The organism is Phocaeicola sp. RTP21198st1_B8_RTP21198_201120 (genome assembly GCF_040929485.1).
In the GTDB taxonomy this organism is placed as follows: domain Bacteria; phylum Bacteroidota; class Bacteroidia; order Bacteroidales; family Bacteroidaceae; genus Phocaeicola; species Phocaeicola dorei.
Map to the genome: position 1 here is coordinate 1 of NZ_JBCOCI010000021.1, position 22,743 is coordinate 22,743.

The 22,743-nt window shown below is 42.6% G+C and carries 14 protein-coding genes; 10 read left to right on the top strand and 4 right to left on the bottom strand.

Annotated elements, in window-relative coordinates:
- Positions 1-163: 163 nt before the first annotated feature.
- From AB5935_RS10195 to AB5935_RS10205, 3 genes are read left to right on the top strand one after another with little or no spacing between them, the layout of a single operon-like run.
- Complete coding sequence (locus tag AB5935_RS10195) at positions 164-3,169, top strand: SusC/RagA family TonB-linked outer membrane protein (protein ID WP_120053432.1); 3,006 nt, start codon at positions 164-166, stop codon at positions 3,167-3,169.
- A 12-nt stretch (positions 3,170-3,181) separates the two neighbouring features.
- The gene (locus tag AB5935_RS10200) at positions 3,182-4,789 is read left to right on the top strand and encodes a RagB/SusD family nutrient uptake outer membrane protein (protein ID WP_007841981.1); all 1,608 of its coding nucleotides are present in this window, start codon (positions 3,182-3,184) and stop codon (positions 4,787-4,789) included.
- Between the two features lie 17 nt (positions 4,790-4,806).
- On the top strand, positions 4,807-5,562 hold the full coding sequence (locus AB5935_RS10205; RefSeq protein ID WP_368327417.1) for a SusE domain-containing protein: 756 nt from the start codon (positions 4,807-4,809) through the stop codon (positions 5,560-5,562).
- 8 nt (positions 5,563-5,570) lie between these two features.
- Here AB5935_RS10205 and AB5935_RS10210 read toward each other — a convergent pair whose 3' ends face one another.
- On the bottom strand, positions 5,571-6,479 hold the full coding sequence (locus AB5935_RS10210) for an IS1595-like element ISBbi1 family transposase (protein ID WP_005807145.1): 909 nt from the start codon (positions 6,477-6,479) through the stop codon (positions 5,571-5,573).
- Positions 6,480-6,571: 92 nt separating this feature from the next.
- Here AB5935_RS10210 and AB5935_RS10215 point away from each other — a divergent pair, with 92 nt between their 5' ends.
- From AB5935_RS10215 to AB5935_RS10245, 7 genes are all read left to right on the top strand, one after another.
- Positions 6,572-6,904 carry a hypothetical protein gene (locus tag AB5935_RS10215; protein ID WP_368327418.1) on the top strand — a complete coding sequence of 111 codons (333 nt, stop codon included), beginning with the start codon at positions 6,572-6,574 and terminating at the stop codon, positions 6,902-6,904.
- Between the two features lie 690 nt (positions 6,905-7,594).
- Positions 7,595-10,675 (top strand): SusC/RagA family TonB-linked outer membrane protein, encoded by a 3,081-nt coding sequence (locus AB5935_RS10220; protein ID WP_007841979.1) that lies wholly within the window; start codon positions 7,595-7,597, stop codon positions 10,673-10,675.
- An 11-nt stretch (positions 10,676-10,686) separates the two neighbouring features.
- Positions 10,687-12,309, top strand: coding sequence for a RagB/SusD family nutrient uptake outer membrane protein (locus tag AB5935_RS10225; RefSeq protein WP_005838915.1), 1,623 nt, complete (start codon positions 10,687-10,689; stop codon positions 12,307-12,309).
- Positions 12,310-12,345: 36 nt separating this feature from the next.
- Positions 12,346-13,503: a SusF/SusE family outer membrane protein gene (locus AB5935_RS10230; RefSeq protein ID WP_007834681.1), complete on the top strand. Its 1,158-nt coding sequence runs from the start codon at positions 12,346-12,348 to the stop codon at positions 13,501-13,503.
- A gap of 22 nt (positions 13,504-13,525) precedes the next feature.
- Positions 13,526-14,941: a DUF5115 domain-containing protein gene (locus AB5935_RS10235; RefSeq protein ID WP_038608518.1), complete on the top strand. Its 1,416-nt coding sequence runs from the start codon at positions 13,526-13,528 to the stop codon at positions 14,939-14,941.
- 131 nt (positions 14,942-15,072) lie between these two features.
- Entirely contained in the window at positions 15,073-17,154 is a 2,082-nt protein-coding gene (locus AB5935_RS10240; RefSeq protein ID WP_007841978.1) for an alpha-amylase family glycosyl hydrolase, read from the top strand.
- A 13-nt stretch (positions 17,155-17,167) separates the two neighbouring features.
- Positions 17,168-18,310 carry a glycosyl hydrolase 53 family protein gene (locus AB5935_RS10245; RefSeq protein WP_007834676.1) on the top strand — a complete coding sequence of 381 codons (1,143 nt, stop codon included), beginning with the start codon at positions 17,168-17,170 and terminating at the stop codon, positions 18,308-18,310.
- A gap of 86 nt (positions 18,311-18,396) precedes the next feature.
- Here AB5935_RS10245 and AB5935_RS10250 read toward each other — a convergent pair whose 3' ends face one another.
- From AB5935_RS10250 to AB5935_RS10260, 3 genes are all read right to left on the bottom strand, one after another.
- On the bottom strand, positions 18,397-19,377 hold the full coding sequence (locus AB5935_RS10250) for a PorV/PorQ family protein (protein WP_007841977.1): 981 nt from the start codon (positions 19,375-19,377) through the stop codon (positions 18,397-18,399).
- A 22-nt stretch (positions 19,378-19,399) separates the two neighbouring features.
- Entirely contained in the window at positions 19,400-21,256 is a 1,857-nt protein-coding gene (locus AB5935_RS10255) for a S8 family serine peptidase (protein WP_007841976.1), read from the bottom strand.
- A gap of 267 nt (positions 21,257-21,523) precedes the next feature.
- On the bottom strand, positions 21,524-22,711 hold the full coding sequence (locus AB5935_RS10260) for a porin (RefSeq protein WP_007841974.1): 1,188 nt from the start codon (positions 22,709-22,711) through the stop codon (positions 21,524-21,526).
- Between the last annotated feature and the right edge of the window lie 32 nt (positions 22,712-22,743).

The window sequence follows — 22,743 nt, forward strand, 5'->3', positions numbered from 1 at the left end:
CTGCAAATTCAGTAATGAGAGGACGTGTAAACGCAATAAGGACGTTCAAGGGCTTAGTTGCGGATTTGAGGGTTATAGAAAAGCAAGTAAAAAGGTTGAATAGTTTTCAATAGGTATTTTTCCAAATAAAATGAATAATATTAAAGCATTTATATACAAAGACATGAAAAGAAACGCCACGTTTAAAGTCCTACTGATGTTCATTGTGGGATTATTCTTGTCCGTCAACACATTTGCCCAACAAATAGTTGTCAAAGGAATTGTCAAAGATACTACAGGTGAACCAATCATCGGGGCTAATGTTATAGTAAAAGGAACGACTAATGGTACCATCACCGATTTTGATGGCAACTTCCTGTTAAACGCCAATAAAGGTGACATTATCATCATTTCGTTTATCGGATATCGGTCTCAAGAAGCACAGGCAGCCGCTTCTATGAATATTATATTAAAAGATGATACAGAACTTCTGGATGAAGTGGTTGTCATTGGATACGGTTCTGTGAAAAAAGATGACCTGAGCGGTTCTGTGGTAGCTATCAAAGCAGAAGAGATGAACAAAGGTGCTGTTACTTCTCCTCAAGAACTGATTATGGGAAAAGTTCCGGGACTTTCTGTTAGTCAAGGTGACGGTGCCCCTGGTGCCGGTTCGACAATTCGTATCCGTGGCGGTGCATCACTAAATGCCAGCAATGATCCACTTATTGTTATCGATGGAGTTCCTGTTTCAAATGATGCCGCTCCAGGCACTCCCAATGCACTTGCCACCATTAATCCCAATGATATTGAAACTTTCACTGTTTTGAAAGATGCTTCGGCGACAGCCATTTACGGTTCACGCGCTTCGAATGGAGTTATTATCATCCAAACTAAAAAAGGGACACAAGACAAAATAAAAGTTAGCTACTCAGGAACTTTCACGGCAAAAGACCCTTATAAACGTATAGAGACATTGGACGCACAATCATTCCGCGAAGTAATGCAGGCTCAATATCCGGAAGGAACCGCACAGTCGGCGGACATCCAACGGATTCTGAACGTATACCCTAACCAAAGCACCGATTGGCAAGATGCTATTTACCAGACAGGATTAAGTACAGACCAAAACATCGGAATTGCAGGAAAAGCAGGATTTATGCCTTTCCGTATCTCTTTAGGTTATAATACAGAAAAAGGTACACTAAAGACTTCTAAATATGAACGTTATACCGGTGCTGTCAATCTAAGTCCTAAATTTTTCGACAACCACCTGAGTGTAGACATCAATGTAAAAGGCACCATCAATAAAAACCGATTTGCAGATTCCGGTGCTGTAGGTGCCGCTGCTTTCTTTGACCCCACCAAACCCATTTACGATGAAGAAAATCGATATAATGGCTATTGGAACTGGGGAATAGTACAAGGAGCACAAGCCGATCTGGCGACTCAGAATCCATTGTCTTTATTATACGATAGAAACAATCACGGTACAACCAAACGTAGTTTGGGTAATATTCAATTGGACTATAAAATACATGGTCTGGAAGACTTACATGCCAACTTGAATTTAGGCTATGACGTGGCAAAAACAACCGGTCGTAATTTTGTAAATTCCAATTCGGTTCAAAGCTCACTAGATAAAACATTCACCGGTTTAGGACAAGGCAATACTTGGAACAATCTGCGTCGTAACCACCTGCTGGACTTCTACATGAACTATGCAAAAAACATAGAATCCATCAAAAGTAATTTCGATATAATGGCAGGTTATTCCTGGCAACATTTCTATTATGCCAATCATGATATCACCTATTCAAACCCTACAGAGGACTTAGGTGCAAAAGAAGGATATACCTATGACGAAAACGAACGGCATTACATCCGTGATGACCACCGTCGCATTCCGTATGAAAACTATCTTATTTCATTCTTCGGGCGTTTAAATTACAATTTCATGGACCGCTATTTGCTGACTGCCACTTTACGTCGTGACGGTTCTTCACGATTCAGTGAAAACAATCGTTGGGGACTTTTCCCTTCAGCCGCCTTAGCTTGGACCATCAGTAATGAACCCTTTATGAAAGCTACAGAAAATGTGCTTTCCAAATTAAAATTACGCTTAGGATATGGTGTGACCGGACAACAGGAAATTGGAGATTATCAATATATCACATCCTATTCATTCAGCACTAATCCTAATACAACCTATTTAGGAACTACGCTTTTGAAGCCAAACGGTTACAGTCCTGATTTAAAATGGGAACAAACAACTACATACAATGTAGCCATCGACTTCGGATTCTTAAATAACCGTATCAACGGTAGTATTGAATATTATCAGAAACATACAAAAGACTTGTTAAACACCATCAGTGCCGCAGCGGGAACGAATTTTATCAACTTGATTACCGCTAATGTAGGTAAAATGAAAAATAAAGGTGTGGAAGCCAATGTAAATGCCATAGCTATCCAAAGCAAAGACTTCACATGGGAGGTAGGCTATAATATCACTTGGAATGATAGCAAGATTACCAAGCTGACTACCACTTTCAATCCCGACTACCAAGGTATTGATGCCGGCACAAACCAAAAACACCAAGTAGGTGAAATGCCTGGAACATTCTATTTATACCAACAAGTATACGATGAAAACGGCAAGCCTATCCAAAATGCATTTGTAGACCGAAACAATGACGGACAAATTACCGAAGCCGACCGTTATCTAACCCACAAAAGTCCGATGGCTAAAGTATATATGGGTTTCAGTTCTCAGTTCAGCTACAAAAAATGGGATCTGGGCTTTAATCTCCGTGCTAACTTTGGCAATTATGTATACAATGGCGTGGCATCAGGCAATAGCACTTCCAACAATTATGGTGGAAAAGGATTTATTACAAATCTTTATAACGGTTTTCAAGATACAAGCTTTACCTTGCTGAATACCAGCGAACAAATGGCCAGCGACTATTTTCTGGAAAATGCTTCATTCTTGAAGATGGACAACCTTACATTAGGCTATTCTTTCCAAAATCTGTTTGCAGCCAAACTATCAGGACGTATCAGCGCATCTGTCCAAAATGTATTTACTATCTCAAAATATAGCGGATTAGACCCGGAATGTGGAGCGATAGATTCTAACATCTGGCCACGTCCCCGCACATACACTATAGGTTTGAATCTTAACTTTTAATGAGAATTACGTATGAAAACAAGAAAATATATCTATACAACTCTGGCAACTTGCCTGTTTGTTTTTTCAAGTTGTCTCAATGATTTGGATGTCTTACCTTTGGATCCCACAGTGGAAACAGCAGACAAAGCTTATACCGATGCGGAAAGCTACACTAAAGGACTTCATAAAATATACTCAGTTTGGGCGTTATCCGGACAAGACGGCAGCAGCAGTTCAGATATTTCAGGCCTTGATGCAGGAAATACTGCACTATTACGCTGTTGGTGGACTTTACAAGAACAGCCAACCGATGAAATGAAGAACGCATGGAATGATGCATGGTGCACAGAAGTAAACTATATGACATGGACTACCAATAAAGTGGAACCCATTGAAGGGGTTTATCAACGCTGCATGTATATAGTGGCACTGGTAAATGAGTTCTTAAAGAACATTCCCAACGCGCCCGAAAGCATTGACAAAGAAAGTTATATTGCACAAGCCCGCTTTAACCGTGCTTTTGCCTATTATATCTTGATGGATATGTTTGCATTGCCTCCATTCATCACTGAAAAGAATTATTCCATAGAACCTGCCCCGCTGTCTAGAGAAGACCTGTTCAATTGGATAGAAGCAGAACTAAACGAAATCAAACCCAATCTGCCCTCTCCACGCTCCGAATACGGAGTAGCAGATCAAGCTGTTGCCAGTTCTTTACTAGCACGCATGTATCTTAATGCAGAAGTTTACACCGGTAAGGCACGATATAGCGAATGTATTAATGCATGCAACGAAGTGATCAAAGCAGGGTATCAACTGGCAGACAACTATGCTGATTTATTCAAAGCAGACAATGGCGAGAATCCGGATACCAAAAAAGAAATAATCTATCCTATCATCTTTGATGGGGACAAGACCCAATCATGGGGTATGGCTGCCATTATCATCGGAGCCAGAGGAGCTGAAGACAAAGATGTTTTACTAGCACACAGTGGGGTAGACCAAGGCTGGGCAGGATTCCGCGCAACAAGCAATCTGGTTCATCTCTTTGATTTTCAAAATGATGAAGAACCCAAAGCTTCTGAGATTCAAGATAAACGTGGTATTTTTTATGATAAAGGACGCTCTATCGACATTACTTCCAGTGTATCCGGAACTTTTGAAACTGAAGGATGGAGTGTATTCAAATTCAGCAATTTAGACAGCAACGGACAACCGGGAAAAAATACATTATGGGTAGATACTGATTTTCCGATGTTCCGTTTGGGAGATATTTACCTGATGTATGCAGAAGCCGTAGCACGCGGTGGAGAAGGAAGTAAGGCTAGTGCTGTTGAATATATCAACGCCCTTCGCAAGCGTGCCTATGGAGATGAAAAACACAACATTTCCGAAAATTGGTTAGAGGAAAATAATTTCCGTAATTTGTTAGATGAACGCGGGCGTGAATTATATTGGGAAGGTATCCGCCGTACAGATTTAGTACGTTTCGATCTGCTTACTTCCGGCTCCTATACATGGGATTTCAAAGGAGGAATCAATACCGGAGTAGGAGTGAACAAGAGATATAACGTGTATCCTATACCTGTTACCGACCTGACCGTAAACGGTAACTTACAACAAAATGAAGGTTATTAATCAATAAGTACATCATCATGAAATTCATAAAAAGCATATCAACTTCTATTTTTACCCTATTACTTTGTACTGCTTGTGAAAGTGATTTGGAACAAGTGACATATAGTTCGGAAAATGCCATCCCGTCTACCCTGTCATCCTTGAATGACAGTTATATACTGGAATCAAAAAATGCTTCCCAAGAGGCATTCACCCTTACCTGGAGCTATCCGGATTTAGGCTATCAAGCAAGCGTTATCAATGCGTTGGAAATGGATGTTAAAGACAAAAATTTTGCCAATAAAGTAATTCTAGCCTCATCCAAAACAGATTTATCACATACTATCACTGTCAGTGACCTGAACAGCAAAATCATGACCCTGCTGAAAGTCTATGAAATGGAGACAGCGCCGATAGGAATCGAATTTCGGATATCGTCTTCTATCTCAGCAGCTGCCGATACATTGTATTCCAACATTGTCTCAACCACCATCACTCCATATGAAGGTGAGCCGGAATATCCGGCAATCACACTCCGTGGAAGTTATAATGGTTGGGATTTCACCAAAAGCCAAAAAGTATATTCGGTAAATTCTGATAATATATACACCGCTATGGTGTACTTCGACGGCAAAGCAGCCGATGGTTGGAAATTCTGCGGTACGGAAGACTGGGGTACGGACAATTGGGGAGCTCCGGAAAGTATGACACCCGAACAATCCCTCGTTACTTTAGTATCCGGTAATGGAGGGGACATTAAAGCATACAGCAAAAACAGTTATTATTTAGTCTGATTATCCGTTTATGCACCTGTTATATTCGCAATTACTAGTCTGTCAAAGAGTTTGTCTCCAAAATACCGTCTGTTTAATTTGTAAATAAACTCGTTGAGATACAACTGTAAGTATTTCCTTTTGATTTTATGGTAGTTGCCCAGCAATGTCCGTTTTGCATTACTGATTGCGATATGCACCCATTTGAGTGTTTCCTTGGTGGTTTTGGCGTCTGATTTCTCGGTGACGTGCAATTCCACCAGATCGGAGATGTCAACGTAAGAAGTGCTTTTGTCCGAAAATACGATGGCATCATCCTCCATGCAGTCCCTGACCACGCCGTTGATTCCTTCACTTTGATGGCTATCCAGTACCCTGGCCTTGAAATAACGCACATGCTTCTCCTTTTTGCCCGTTTCGATATCTTCCAACGGGGTGCTTTCGGCCATCACCGCAACGTTCTGCTTTCCCTCGGCTCCCCGGCCACGTGTACCCTTGCCTCGCTCGATTTCCTTACTGGCCACCGAAAAGTAACCCTCATCCAGTTCTATCATCCCTTCCAGTGTATACCTTGCATCCCGGTTGCCCATCGCCCTGCGGAGTTTGTGTACCATCGCCCATACCGGTTCGTAACGCTTCAATCCTAATTGCTTCTGGAGTTCGTTGGTGGAGAATCCCTTTTTTGTGCAACTCATCAGGAACATCGTTTTGTACCACACCAGAAACGGCAGCTTGGAGCTCTCCATGATCGTACCGCTGCGCAACGAGGTGCGGAAACGGCAACCTTTGCATTCATAACTCCATTTACCCTGTAACCAATAATGGGAAGTGCCCCCGCATCGCTTGCAGACAACCCCTTCCTTATCACGCTGCTCCTTGAAATGCAAACGACAATCTTCCTCCGAACCGAAATGAGCCGTAAAACTGAATATGTTCATAATCCCTGCTTTTTGAGCGCTAATATACTAAAAATATTAGGTGTGTTTGCGGAGAATCAGATTATTTAGAATTCAATAATACCACAGGAGAATTGAAAGTTTCCAAACCTCACAACTCATGGGGAATTGTAGGAGACCACAATAGCTGGGGAAGCGGTGACACAATGATGACACTGGAAACTGAAACGGATGAAAACAACAAATTTCAATATTATTTAAAAGCTACCCTAGATATGTCCGCCGGTAATAAATGGAAAATACGCCCTGAAGAGAAATGGGAAGACGATATAGCTCCCGGAGCTGTAGAAGGAGAGTTTGAAGATGCCGGTGATGGTAATTTTAAAGTTTCAGAAGCTGGTAACTATACCATCAAGTGGTATTTCAACAAGGTAACTCCCAAAATCATTGTTGTAAAAAACAAATAAAACTACTTTTAAGTTTATTCCTTTATATTGCATCGGTTAAAAGTTTTTTATAGAAAACTCTTAGCTGATGCAATATAAACTAAAGTTTTGACAAAGAATTAATATAAAAGAACCATAAATCATTCTTGTCCAAACACGAAACAGTTCACAATCATTTATATTTTTTCAGATGCAAAAAAGACACATCATTCTATAAATCAAACACTTATAAAATACAATTGATTTAAATCATTTATATTTTTATTCTTAGATAAAGAATCAATTTACAAGAAAGCTACATTTGCAACATCCAAAACAAAATAAAGTGAGGATAACCGTTAACCTAAAACTAAATACCATTAAATCATGAAAACCAAAAAGAATTTTTCCCCTATTGTATCTCATTACAAATCATTTTTTGCAGATACTTTTTTGAAATTTATTTCAATAAACAGAAATATAGAGAACTCATTCTATCTCAATAAATCTAAAAAACAAATACATGTTTCAACTCTCTCAATATCCAGTTGAACAGATCTCACAAAATTTTCAGAAAAAATTCAATGGTTTTAAAGAAAGATCAATTCCATTAGAAATATAAGGATTAAAGGAGCCATAAATAATCTGATTGTTTGGGAAAACAGTTTTCAATAGGTGTTTTTAGCTGAGAATATAAACTTGAAATAATTATTTAACTTTAAATTTAAAGACATGAAAAGAAACTTGATGTTCAAGATCCTACTCACACTGATAGTAGGATGCTTCTTGTCCATAGACGCATTTGCCCAACAAATGACTGTCAAAGGACTTGTAAAGGACACAACAGGCGAACCAATTATCGGTGCCAATGTTGTGGTAAAAGGAACAACCAATGGTACTATCACTGATTTTGACGGTAACTTCCTGTTAAACGCCAATAAAGGTGATATAATTGTTATTTCGTTTATCGGATACCTGACCCAGGAACTTCCGGCTGCTACTTCACTAAATGTGATACTGAAAGATGATACGGAAACTTTGGAAGAAGTAGTCGTTATCGGTTATGGTGTGGCTAAAAAGAATGACCTGACCGGTTCGGTAACAGCCATGAAACCGGATGGAAAGAACAAAGGCTTAGTAATAAACGCACAGGATATGATTTCTGGGAAAATAGCCGGTGTCAATGTAACAAGTAATGATGGTGCCCCAGGCAGTGGCGCCCAGATTCGTATACGTGGCGGTTCTTCACTGAACGCATCTAATGACCCTCTAATTGTTATTGATGGTATGGCTATGGACAATGAGGGAGTAAAAGGCCTCTCTAACAAACTAGCCATGATTAATCCGCAGGATATCGAATCATTCAACGTATTAAAAGACGCTTCAGCCACTGCTATCTACGGTTCACGCGGCTCAAACGGTGTTATCATCATCACTACTAAAAAGGGACGCAAAGGGCAAAAGCCTTCAGTTTCCTATTCAGGTAGTGTCACATTGAGTCAGAAAAAAGGAACAGTTGATGTACTTGACAGCAACCAATACCGTCAACTTATCACCGATTTATACGGAGAAAACAGCGATGCTTATCGTGCCATGGGTACAGCCAACACCGACTGGCAAGATCTTATTTACCGTACCGCTCTCAGTCATGACCACAATATAACCGTATCGGGTGCAGTAAAAGACCTTCCTTATCGTGTATCTGTAGGTTTCACCAATCAAGAAGGTATCTTGAAAAATTCTGATTTCAAACGTGTCACAGCTGCATTGAATCTTAATCCGTCTTTTTTTGACGATCATTTGACTATGAACCTCAATGCGAAAGGAATGTACGCACGTTCTGCATATGCCGACGGTGGAGCCGTAGGTGCTGCTGTAAAGATGGACCCTACCCAAGATCCTTATAATTTCACATCCGAATATCACAAAGCCCAATTCGGCAATGCATTGGATCAGACATTACAAAATTATGGGGGATTTTTCCAATGGTCATCGGCCGCATCATTAGGCGACTCCACATGGCCGTTCATCTATAACAGCACGGCAGAATGTGCCAACCCATTAGCCATGCTTGCTTTTAACACAGAAGTTGCCCACAGCCGCGCCTTTGTGGGAAGTGCCGATATCGACTATAAAGTACATGGTCTTGAAGACCTTCGCCTTCATTTATCTCTAGGTGCCGATGTTTCCAAAGGACGCCAAGCACAGAATAAATCTACTGCTTCCCCTAGTGCCATGTATTATGGTTCTGTTGGAGGTGAAAGTATCCTAAAACGCAACCTTTCATTGAATGCATACGCCCAATATTATAAAGACTTTAATGATAACCACCATTTTGATATTATGGGAGGTTACGAATGGCAACATTTTTGGAAAAGCACAAACAGTGACTACGTAGGTCGTTATCCGATGACGAACGATGACCCCACATTAGCCGGCACAGAGCGTCCTCACACTCCGTATCAATACAAGACCGACAGTTATTTGGTTTCCTTCTTCGGACGTGCCAACTACATACTTATGAACCGTTACTATCTTACAGCTACCGTTCGCGATGATGGAACTTCACGCTTCAAAGACCATTGGGCGTGGTTCCCGTCTGTAGCCTTAGCTTGGAAAGCAAAAGAAGAAAACTTCCTAAAAGACATATCTTGGATATCTGACTTGAAACTTCGCTTAGGCTGGGGCATGACAGGTCAACAGGCAGGAGAAAAAATTAACAATTATAACTGGATTCCCACATACTCAGTAAGCACAGGTACTAACGGTTTTTATCCACTGATAGGTAACGGAACCCTATACCGCCCGGACAACTATACTCCTGATTTAAAATGGGAAACCACTACTACCTATAATATTGGGGTTGATTTTGGTATTATGGATCAACGGCTGACAGCCAGTATTGATGCTTATTACCGTAAAACCGAAGATTTACTGAACTATGCACCATTAGCGTCCATGGCCGGCTATAGAAATCAAGCATGGCAAAATATCGGTTCGTTGGAAAATAAAGGCATCGAATTTGCCTTAGACTGGAAACCCATTGTAAACAATGACTTAATATGGACTATTAATTATAACCTTACTTATAATAAGAATGAGATTACCGATCTAAGTGGTGTATCCGATAGTGGTGCTCCTGTAGCCAATACCGATATCAAAGTAGGTCAAGGTTCGGGTTTTTATCTGCAATACAATCAAGTAGGGTATCCAGCTAATTCATTCTATGTATACCAACAAGTATATGACCCACAAGGCAACCCGATAGAAAATGCAGTAGTAGACCGGGACGGTGACGGTAAGATTACCGAAAATGACAAATACCTTTATAAAAATGCTGCTCCCGACGTAACTATGGGGCTTTCCTCCCGCCTGGAATACAAAAATTGGGACTTCGGATTCTCACTGCGTGCCAGTCTAGGTAACTATGTTTATGATGGAATCAACGCCGGATGGAGCAACATGAATCCTGGTGAAGTATGGTCCAACTCTTTGAATTACCTGTCTAACCGTCCGGTAGACGCTGTAGCCAGAAATTGGCAAACTTACGAAATTACCGCCAAAGCTTCGGACTACTGGGTGCGTAACGCCTCATTCTTGAAGTGTGACAACATCACTTTAGGATACAGCTTTTCCAATCTCTTCAAGAACGGAAGCTATCGCGGTTTGAATGGACGCGTATATGGAACCGTATCGAATGTTTTCACCATTTCAAACTATGATGGCATCGACCCCGAAATCAATAACGGATTCGATAACAATCTCTATCCGCGTCCTATCTCATTTATTATTGGTCTTAACCTGAATTTCTAATTCGCAAAATTATGCAGTATATGAAAAAATACATAAAGAATATCGTTCCTGCCACATTCATGATGTTGGCTTTGGGGGCAACCTCATGTATCGGAGACTTAGATGTAGATCCTATCGATCCGAACATCGATACCAATGTTGATTTAAACGGATTGTTCAACAAGTGCTACGCCAATATGGCATTAGCCGGAAACGGTGGTGCTAACGGTGACTGTGATATTGACGGTTTGGATGGTGGTACGACAGGCTTTATCCGCCAATTGTTCAATTCCAACGAACTGACCACTGATGAAGCTATCTGCGGCTGGGGAGATGAAGGTGTAGCCAGTTTCTGCTACAATACTTACAATGCTTCCCATCCTATGTTAAACGGGTTCTATGCCCGTCTGACTACCGGCATCACCTATTGTAACCAATATCTGGCTATGGCTGGAGATACAGATGCCACCATGTCTGCCGAAATCCGCTTTGTACGTGCCCTACACTACTTCTTACTGATGGATGGTTGGGGAAACATACCCTTTACATTGGAACCAATGACCAAACCTGAACAAAGATCCAGAGCTCAAATGTATGAATGGCTTGAACAGGAACTGATCGGAATAGAACCGGCCCTTTCCGAAGCAAAAGCAAAAAAATCGACAGATGCCGGTTATGGTCGTGTAGACAAAGCTGCCTGCTGGCTGTTGCTCTCACGCCTGTACTTGAATTCGGAAATTTATACAGGAACGGCCCAATGGCAAAAAGCAAAAGAATATGCCGACAAAGTAATAAAATCCTCCTACCGGCTCAATACTGTGGGAAAAGGCGGATGGACTGCCTATCAAATGTTATTCATGGGTGACAACGGGGAAACTGATGCTGCTTACGAAGCTCTTCTACCCTTACTTCAAGACGGTCTGACAACCACCAGTTGGGGTACTTCCCTGTTCTTGATAGCTGGTTGCTTTGATGGTGAGATGCATGCAAACCCTAATGACCTGACAGCCACCAACGGTGTTTCTGCACAAAACTGGGGCGGTAACCGCGCACGTCCTGACCTCATCCGCAAATTCTTCCCTCAGAATGATGCCCCCGAACTGCCAAGCTACGACATGTATGTAGCAGCCAAAGACGACCGTGCTTTATTCGACGGTGTGGGACGTACCTTAAACAATGAAGATGTATCTACCTTTAAAAGCGGTTATGCTATTGCAAAATTCACCAACTTCAAAACAGACGGTTCAGCCGGACATGATGCCACCTTCGCCGATACCGACTACTTCTTGCTACGTGTTGCAGAAGCCTATCTGACTTTTGCAGAAGCCGATGCTCGCTTGAATGGAGGAAACACTACATCTGAAGGTACACAAGCAGTTAACTCCATCCGAAGTCGTGCACATGCTTCTACCCGTACAAATGCATATAGCCTGGATGATATTTGCGATGAATGGAGCCGAGAATTCTATTTTGAAGGCCGCCGCCGTATGGACTTAATTAGATTCAACCGCTATGGAGGCAACAACAATTACACTTGGCAATGGAAAGGCGGATCTTATGAAGGACGTAGTTTTGATGCACATCTTAATATTTTTGCCATCCCGACCAATGAGTTGACTGCCAACTCCAATTTGACTCAGAACCCGGGATACTGAAAACTTTTTGTTTTATAAATATTAAATGAAAATACAATGAATAAAATACTTAAATCATTTTTGATTATCGGATTGGGACTGGGTATATTCACCGCATGTGATGATGATCGCGACTCCAACCCAACGCTAATCTCACCCACCGAATTTGTCCTAAACACTCCAGCTATCAGCGGTACAGTAATCGATTTGGCCAATTCTTCCTCTATCGAAATATCCTGTTCACAACCCGACTACGGCTTCCCCGCCAACGTTGGATACTATGTGCAAGTGGCATTCGATGAATCCATGACCGATTTTACAGAAATAGGTAATGTCAATGCAGGAACAAAAATCAGTATAGACGCACCTCTTTTAGCTAGTACACTTACAGATATGAAAGTAAACAAAGGTGCAACCGATGTTGATTTTCCGATGGATATAGCGGTCTATATCCGCTTGAGAGCAGTTATGATGACCAGTGATAACAAAGCAATAGAAGGAACCGAAATACTTTCCAATGTAGTGTCATTGAATAAAGTACATTTACTTTTCTCGCTTCCTCCGGTCAATACCCCCGAAAACTTATATATCGTAGGCGGATTTAACGAATGGAACTGGGATTCGGCAACCAAGATGATTCCCGTAAACGGTGCAACTCATGTATTCTGGTCTATGGTATGGATAGACGATGCCGGCATCAAATTCAATCAGAGCAAAGCTTGGGATGGAAATGAAACAGGATTTTCTGGTATAAACAGTATAAACGGCGATTTGGCAGGCAATATCAAAGACAACGGAGACAATATCGCTACTGATACTCCGGGATGGTACTTAATGGTAATCACCTCTTCCGTTTCGGGACGCAACCTCGTCTATGATATACAGTTTAACAAACCTGAAATATGGTTGATGGGACCTGTTGTAGGCAACAGCGACTGGAAAGAGCAGGCTGAAGGCTGGTTATGTACCATTCCCGATACTTTTAACGCTTCTTTTGTCTCACCTGCTTTTGCTGCCAGTGTTCCGGGTGGCGATGGTGACGGTGTGCGTGCATACGTAAAAATTCCTACCTTTGAGTGGTGGAAGAGCGAGTTCATGGTCTTCGACGGCAAAATTGAATATCGTGCCAACAATGGAGACCAAGCACGAGTAGCAGGCAAAGCGGGACAGCAGCTCTACCTGAACTTCGCTACCGGCGAAGGCGAAATCAAATAATAATCTTTTTAATTGAATCAAGATGAAAAATATATCAATCCATTCATTAATCGGTCTGACTGTTCTGTGCATGTCTTCATGCACAGATGATTACACTGATTGGGCAACTCCTCAAGCCAACGAACAAGAAGCTGCAATAACCCTTCCCGATTTCTCGGCATCCAAGGTCGATGACATCAATTTATCCAATCCGGGGAGCAGCATCAAATTGTTCACTCTATCTAATGCCACACTTCCCGAAGGATATACCTTGGGCAATGTACGGGTAGAGCTCTCTACCGAGAAAGGTAAGGCAGGAGAACTGGAATCCAATACAGACGGAATGATTGACAGCCTGACCATTCAGAAGCTGGTAGTGGAAACTTACGGGAAACGTCCTATAGCGCGTCCCTTCATTGCCCAAGTATATGCCAATGCCATAAAAGACGGACAAGCCTTATTGGTAAATGCCGGTTCGTTTGACGTAAATTTCACTCCGGCCGCACCATTTATTGACACCGGTTACTATCTTGTAGGCGACATGTTCACAATAAAGAACGACAAGGATGAAACCTCGGTAAATGGTTGGAGCGCTGACGGCATGGTGGGATTCAGCCATTCGGGAACAGACGTTTATGAAGATTCCAAATTTTCCATCGTATTCACCACAACCGCTGATAATCAATGCTGGAAAATTATTCCGAAGACCAATACCGAGGGAGAATTCTGGGGAGCTGGTGTATTGGGAACCGTAACCGATGGAGATACCGCTACCGAAGGAACACTTACAACAAACAATCCACAAGCCGGCATGATAACCCAAGCCGGCATGTATAGAATGACATTGGATATGATGGAATACACCTACACACTGGAAGAGCTGGGTTTCGCTCCTTACATCTATGAAATAGGTAATAACACCTCATGGTCAGGTACTTGCCCGCTAGCCGGAATAAACTTTGATGGCAAATACAGAGGTTTCGCCTATTTGAACGGAGAATTCAAATACAAGCCGAACCCAGAAAAAGATAACTGGACAGGCGATTGGGAAAAAGTAAGTGGTGATGCTCTGGCAGGTACACTTGATGAAAACGGTGCAGGAAATATCGACGCTCCGGAAGCAGGGTTCTACATGATGGAAGTGGATTTGACTGCCATGACTTACAAGCATACCCTCATCTCAACTCTCGGAGTGATAGGTAGCGCCACCCCATCCGGATGGGATGCCGATACCGACATGACTTACAACGAAGAAGATGGAAGTTGGAATCTGACCACCAACCTAACGGATGGTGAAATCAAAATCCGCGCCAATAATGACTGGGACATCAACTGGGGTGGTTCGATAGCCAAACCGACTTTCAATGCCGGCAACATCGCTGTTACGGCCGGAAACTATACCATCAGGTTCATCCCTCAATGCGACGGCATGAACCTGTTGACCCTAACTAAGAACTAATCAATACAAGTATAGGTACGCTTCTTGTATCCTCCCCGTACCTATACCGACAAAAGGCGGTTTACGGCTTGCGGAATTTCCGTAATACTGTACTCCGCCTTATTCTTTTACCCCTTATAAACAAAGAAACCATGAAACGAATCCATCTCTTTCTAGTAGGTATACTATTCCTGCTTTGCTTGGTACCTCTGTCACAAGCCTGTTCTGACGATTCGCCGGAAATACCGGTTCCTCCGACTTCCGAAAACCCTGATCCTCCTACCGCCACTTGGAAAAATATCACTGCCGCCCCCGACAATTGGGATGGTACCAAGCGTGCCGACATCTCCTATCAATTATTAGTTTACTCCTTTGCAGACAAAGACGGTGATAAATACGGCGACCTCAACGGACTCATTGACAAGCTGGATTACATCAACAGCCTCGGAGTGACAGCCCTCTGGCTCTCCCCCATCCATCCTGCCATGTCCTATCACGGCTATGATGTGACAGACCATACCAAAGTCAATCCCAAACTAGGTACAGAGGCCGACTTCGACCGCCTCATCACCGAAGCCCACAAGCGCAACATAAAAATATACCTGGATTATGTAATGAACCATACGGGCAAAGCCCACCCTTGGTTCAAGGAAGCCACCTCATCTACTGATAATCTTTATCGTAGCTACTATCTCTTCTCCCAATCTCCTCAAACAGAGATAGCAGAAGGAAAAATAGCCATGATACCCAAAGAAGAATATGCCGCCAATGAATGGTTCGCAACCTCCTCCGAAGATACAGAAGTAAAAGGCATCTATACATTCAGCCTCGACTGGAGCAAAGCCTCGCAACCCACCGTCACAGTAACCCGGGCCGAAAAAGCCGATGCGGACAACCCTGACCCCGGCACAAACGGAGCCAAATACCTTTATTTCGGAGAAGGCATATGTAAAAAATTCTATGACAAAGGGAACAACCATTATGAACTGACCACAGACTTCGTTTCCTCTTGGGGATTTCTAATCCGCACTAGTAACGATCCTTCTTGGCCTGCAGGAACTAAATACGGTGCTACTTCTGCTTCCCACAAAGTCACTTTGGGTACTGCATTCACTCTTGATAACAAAACAGCGGCCGATATTCTGTTCGATTCCATGAACTTATGGTATTATCATTCCCAGTTTGCCACCGACTACTTTGCCGACCTCAACTATGGTGCGGTGGAACAAGCCACTTCTTCCCCTGCGTACATAGCCATGGCAAACAGTGCCAAAGGATGGATAGACCGAGGTGTGGACGGACTGCGGCTGGATGCTGTCAAGCACATCTACCACAGTGCTACCAGCAACGAAAATCCCCGTTTTCTGAATATGTTCTACGAAGACATGAACACTTATTACAAGCAAAAAGGACACACGGACAATTTCTACATGGTGGGTGAAGTACTGTCCGAATACAACGAAGTAGCCCCCTATTATGCCGGTCTGCCCGCTTTGTTCGAGTTCTCTTTCTGGTATCGTCTGGAATGGGCTCTCAATAATGCCACCGGATGTTATTTCACCAAAGACATCCTGAACTATAGGCAAGAATATGCCGCCTATCGTCCCGGGTACATCGCAGCAACCAAACTAAGCAACCATGATGAAGATCGTGCAGCCTCCAAGCTAGGTAAATCTACCGCCAAGGAGAAATTAGCAGCCGCTGTCCTGCTCACTACTCCCGGCTCACCTTATATTTATTATGGTGAAGAACTAGGATTATACGGCACCAAAGACAAAGGAGATGAATATGTACGCGGACCTATGTTGTGGGGAGACAGTTATACCACCCACTATACCGACAAAATAGATGCCACAGTAAGCACAAACATCCCCGATGTAACCAAACAGACGGCAGACCATCAGTCAGTATTGAATACCTACTTGATCTTTACCGCATTGCGTAACACCTATCCAGCGCTGGCCCAAGGAACCATGACCCGTCATGCTCTGTTCAACGAATCGGGAGAGGGAGAAAAAAAATACAAAAGTATTGCCGCCTGGTACATGACTAAAGATAGCGAGAAACTATTGGTTATTCATAATTTTGGCAATTCTGAAATAGAGATTCCCTTGACGGACAGGACGGAGAAAGCTATCGCCGTATCCGGAAATGTACAGGAGAAGGAAGACCATGGAAACTTTTATTTAAAACTAGACGGATATGCCTCCGTTGTCTATCTTCTAAAAAACTAATATACGAAAACACATGAAAGAAATATATCATAACCTCAAGAATTATATGCTAACCGCTTTGCTGGTATTATCCTCGTCAGCTTGCGGAAGCCACGGCAACGAACAGTCCGGAACAGATAATTCCGATACACCAGCACCTTCCAAAACCAGTTTTACTCAAGGAGCCGACATCAGTTGGGTGAGTGAAATGGAAAAAAAAGGGTTGAAGTTTTACAATCATGAAGGCATAGAAACCGACTGCTTCCAACTGATGAAAGAGCTGGGCATAAATGCCATCCGCCTGCGCGTATGGGTAAATCCCAAAGACAGATGGAACGGTAAACAAGACGTTGTGAACAAAGCCCGACGAGCCAAAGAACAAGGTCTGGATGTCATGGTAGACTTCCATTACAGCGACTCATGGGCTGATCCCGGACAACAGTTCAAGCCCAAGGCATGGATCGGCAAATCAGTAGCGGAACTAAAGACGGCCATTGCCGCCCATACCATCGACATCTTGCAAGCATTAAAGGCGGAAGACATATCCCCACGATGGGTACAAGTGGGTAACGAAATCCGTCCAGGAATGTTGTGGGATGAGAATGTCGCACTCAGCGGTGCATTCTATGATATCCGAGAATGTGATGTCAAAGGCTTAAACAGTACCAATGAGCGAGTGAAATATCCACAAAACACACAAAATCTGGCCGAGTTTGTCAATACCGGCTACGATGCCGTAAAAAAAATCTTCCCCCAAAGTATCGTTATTGTTCACATAGACAATGCCTGGGACGACCTAACTTGGTGGTTCAAGCAGTTCAAAGAAGCTGGAGGAAAATTGGATATGATTGGCCTGTCACACTATCCACAAACTCATTCCACAAAATTATGGCAAGAAATGAACTTGTTAGCATTAAAACACATCAGCCAACTAGCAAAGACTTTCCAAGTAAAAGTCATGATAACCGAAATAGGGGTAAAACAAAATGATTCCGCTTCCGCCCAAGTCCTTGCCGATTTTATAAACAAAGCCCGAGACATGGAATCTTGCGCTGGTGTATGGTACTGGGAACCGGAATGTTACGAATGGAACGGATATGATATGGGAGCCTTTGACAAAAACGGAAAACCCACAGCCATTATGAATGCATTCCAATCATCTACAAAAAGAAAGTAAAGATAACTCATAATCTTCCTGTTAATAACCGATAACCTAGAAGCCTAATATATGTATATAGGCTTCTAGGACTAACCGTGCAAGAGTTAAAAAGAGTATCCTAAAGAAATCCAAAACGTATTTCTGGCAAGACATTCATGTCCCGCAAACATCCACGCAAAATCCAAATGCACACCTGCATATTCCACTCCTGCCCCGGCCGTAGCATAACTGGCATCTCCTTTATTCTTATCACCATAATGATAACCGCCACGCAACATGAGATGCTCCATCCATGCATATTCCGCCCCGGCACTTACATTTAACGCCTGTACATCATCGGGGGAAAGCCTGTAACCCAGATCAGCGGTCAAAGTCAACCTATGCATTGATGCAAAAGGCAAGTCAGCAGCACCTCCTACTTTGACCATTGCAGGAAGAGCCTCTTTAGAGGTTAGGTATTTTATTTTCGGTCCAAGATTACTCGCATGAATCCCGACCGACCAACCGGCACCTTCCCAATCCTTTATCTCACGCTTATATAATATCCCCAAATCAAAAGCCACAGAACTCGCACCGTTGCTATTTCCTATCTTACCCATATCCGAATACAGATATTTAAAAGTAGCGGAAACCGAAAGATTCTTTATGACCTCGTATGCATAACCTGCCACCACAGCTATTTCTTTGGGATGTATTCCCGAAGCATCCTCCCCTATTCCATCCATCTCCGGATAGCCGAAATAACGGAAACCTAACAGAATGGCATTGCGCTTATTAATTTTATAAAAACCGCCTAAACTATGAAGAGAGTATCCAGACTCATAGTCACGCATCCACGGGGAATAAGTATACGTAACCCCACCTTTGTGCATGGCCTCCGATAAAGTTGCCGCACCATTATGGAAAACGGCATTATTTCCCCTCGAAATCGCCACACCGGCACCTCCCATGGCTGCGCTGCGTGCATCAACCGGTATAGTCAGATAGTTTGCCGCTCCGGTATTGACAGGTCCGGAATCCTCTTGTCCATAAGCTTTAATAAAAGTTATGCCTATTATAAACAGATATAGTCCTATTCGTTTCATGTCCTATTTCATTTTATCAGGATTAGTACTTGATAAATTTCTCTCTGATCTCCATCCCGTTCGCTCGGTACACCAATGTATAATATCCGGCAGAAAGCTTGGTTATGTCCACAGAATGCAAGGAGGCGGCTTCAAGTTCCAAATGAAGACTCAGCACCTTATTGCCAATGCCATTATACAAAGTCAGTTCTCCATTACCAGCCATACTGCTGCTTACACTAAATATCAGAGTATTATCAGTTACCTGATTGGACTTCAATGTAAAAGGATGAAGATTAGAAACATCTATCTTTAAAGCAGCTGTGGCATCCACGCATCCGTGCCCCAACTGGCCGGTATACCTCGGATTATATTCATCCAAATCGTATGCGCTTTGATAGAGGATTTCCTTCAGAGTTTCCGGTGTAAACCCTTTCTTGCCTACCCCATACTTCTCTATCACCAGTGCTGCCACACCGCTGACCAGCGGACACGCCATAGATGTACCGGCCAGATATTCATAATTACCGGCCAGTTTTGTGGTCGTACTCCATATCCGCCCATCTCCGTTCAATGCTCCTCCGGGAGCAGAAATATCCATATATGTACCATAATTGGAATAAGAAGCCTTTCTATAATCGGCCTCAATGGCTGCAACCGCAACTACCTTGTCATAATCAGCCGGCGCCGCTATCCTGGGGTCAGAAGTATTCGCATTGCCTGATGCAAACAATACAATCCCTCCTTTCATTGGACTTCCGTCAAGTTGCTCTCCGTTGTTATCACATCCGGCATATTTTATAAAGTAATCAATAGCTTCCTTATGTACAGGATTAATATATGAAGAGGTATTCCTCCCCGTTCCGACAGCGTATCCCCAACTATTCTGACTGATAACAGCTCCATTATCAGCACCATATTTAATAGCGGCAGCAATAAACGGATCAGAAGCGACTTCTCCTCCAGTGGAAGTCAGACTTTTTAAAATCTGGCAACTCATGAGTTTCACCCCACTTCCGGGAGTTCCGTTCCCTCCTGCAATGCTGCTGATACCTGTTTCATTATTATTTGTCGCACCAATGGTACCCGCCACATGAGTTCCGTGACGATGAGGGACCAAAATTGCATTATCATCTACAAAATTATAACCATGTACATCATCTATATACCCATTGCCATCATCATCTATACCATTCTCTGGTATCTCACCCGGATTCGTCCATAAATTATCCAGCAAATCAGGATGCTCCTGATTAATACCGCCATCTACAACCGCTACAATAATAGCCGGATTCCCATTGTATTGTTTCCACACATCAACTAAACGGATATCCGCACCTTCCCTCTGCCAGGATTCTGTACCGGGATTATCAAAATACCATTGTTTGGATAAATCCGGATCATTGAACAACCACTCCCCCACTCTGACACCATACATATCCCATACTGTTTCCGGCCTTGCCCTGGAAACTATCTTAGGAACAGGAACAGCCATTTCAATACCATCTAGAAAAGCTACTTCAGCAGCTGCACGAGTCGCTGATGTGTCTTTGGAGAACCAAACATTGTACCATAAATGAAGCCCCTCCTTACGAGTACGTTCTTCAAATTTGCCGGCGTAGGGAAACGTACGTTCCATTCTCTCTATTTTCAAAGAAGAGGCAGCCCGGTCCAACACCTTAATTCCTGTCCTTACCGTGTTGCCAATACTCCTTACCTGCACCTCTTCTGTAGGTTCTTCTTTCAGTTTCACATAAATACAACCCTGAAGTACATCTTCATCTGATAAATCAAAAATCAGCTGATTCCCTTCCGGTTTATCGGAAACAGAAGGAATTTCTTCTTGATGGCACGAGGCTATCAATATAATCATCAGAAAAAAAAGGACAGTCTTTTTCATTATAATATTCTGTGTTGTTAGTTGAAGTAATTAATTATTTCACAAATATAGCGTATTTCCCCGGTCTTGCAATGAAAAGGGGAAACAACCTCATTGAAATAAAAAGGTAAGCCTTTTTTCTTGTATTTTTGTCCGGCTGCGTTCATTGCTTCACCTTGGTGAAGAAGCGATTTCACTTAGGTAAACAGCCGTTGTCACATGGGTGAAGCAGTTGCTTCACCCATGTGAAATATCAAACGGAACGGAGTGAAGATATGATAAGGAACATCAAAAAACGGGAATAGAGTAAACCAACCCGATAGAAATACGTTGCGTGTCCGGACTCATACCTCCCAAAGCCTGCGCACGCCGGGTCAAATGATGCCCTTTATATAAAAAATGAGCAAAAATAAGCAGTTCACTATTACGCATCGGGAAATATTCCACACAAGCCTGCGCATTCCATGTAGTACGATAAAGTCCTTTCTCAAAAGGTCCGTTTGTTTTATAGATACCCGCTGTTTCATAAGCACCTTTCAGGTAAAGATTCCAATTAGGATGGATACGATAGTCAAAATTCACCACCGTAGTAAAGTATTCTGCATTCTGCGCCGTAGATGGAGTCATTAAAACAGGACCTTGCAAATCACTGATAATACCTTTGCTATCCAGTCCTTCACGAGAATACATTAAATCAATATAAGCAATAACAGGGCCTTTCTCATAAATATTACCCGCCGTAAAACAATAAAGATTCTTGCCTTCCGCCAGCTGCCCGTATGAGGCCGCATATCGTAATTGTACCGCGTTATCAAAGAAGAACCCGTTCCAATTGACTGTTGACAGAACAGGAACTTTAGCTTTTTCCACTCCTTGTGGCAAACCGTAAAGATAGGTTTCATCATTTTCTCCACTACGGTTATTTACTACCTGAAGCACCAACTCATTGGTGGATGACAGATTGAATCTTCCCGCTACTCCTGCCTGATAGCAACTGATGTTATCATTAAACTCACTATACTCGCGGACTTTGATGGCATTAACATAATATTCATAACCACCCAAAGCAATGTCTTGTTTCCCGACGGTCAAAGTAAACCGGTCAGACATTTTCCAATTCACCAAAGCATACTCAATGGAAGAGGATAAGTTGTCCAACGAGTGAGGATTGCTGTATTTATTAAATGACTGACGGAAATGATAAGAGAATTGTTTACTGAAAGAACCTAATATCTCCAGTTTCACACGATTCAGTTTAAAAGAGGCATCCTCTAAATCTCCTTCAATAAAGTTGGCAACTCCCGAAGTGGAGAATTGCAGGTTCATGTGTGCCGAAAGATTCGGATTGCTATTAGGAAACAAACGTCCCACCAAACTACGGATAGAATCGTCCGGACTGATTAATGGCTGTTCTTGCGCCTTCAAGGTCGAAACGGCGCATAATAGAATACAGCATGACAAGAGTAGTCTTTTCATGGGGTATTTTCGTAGTATTAAATTTCGGTTAA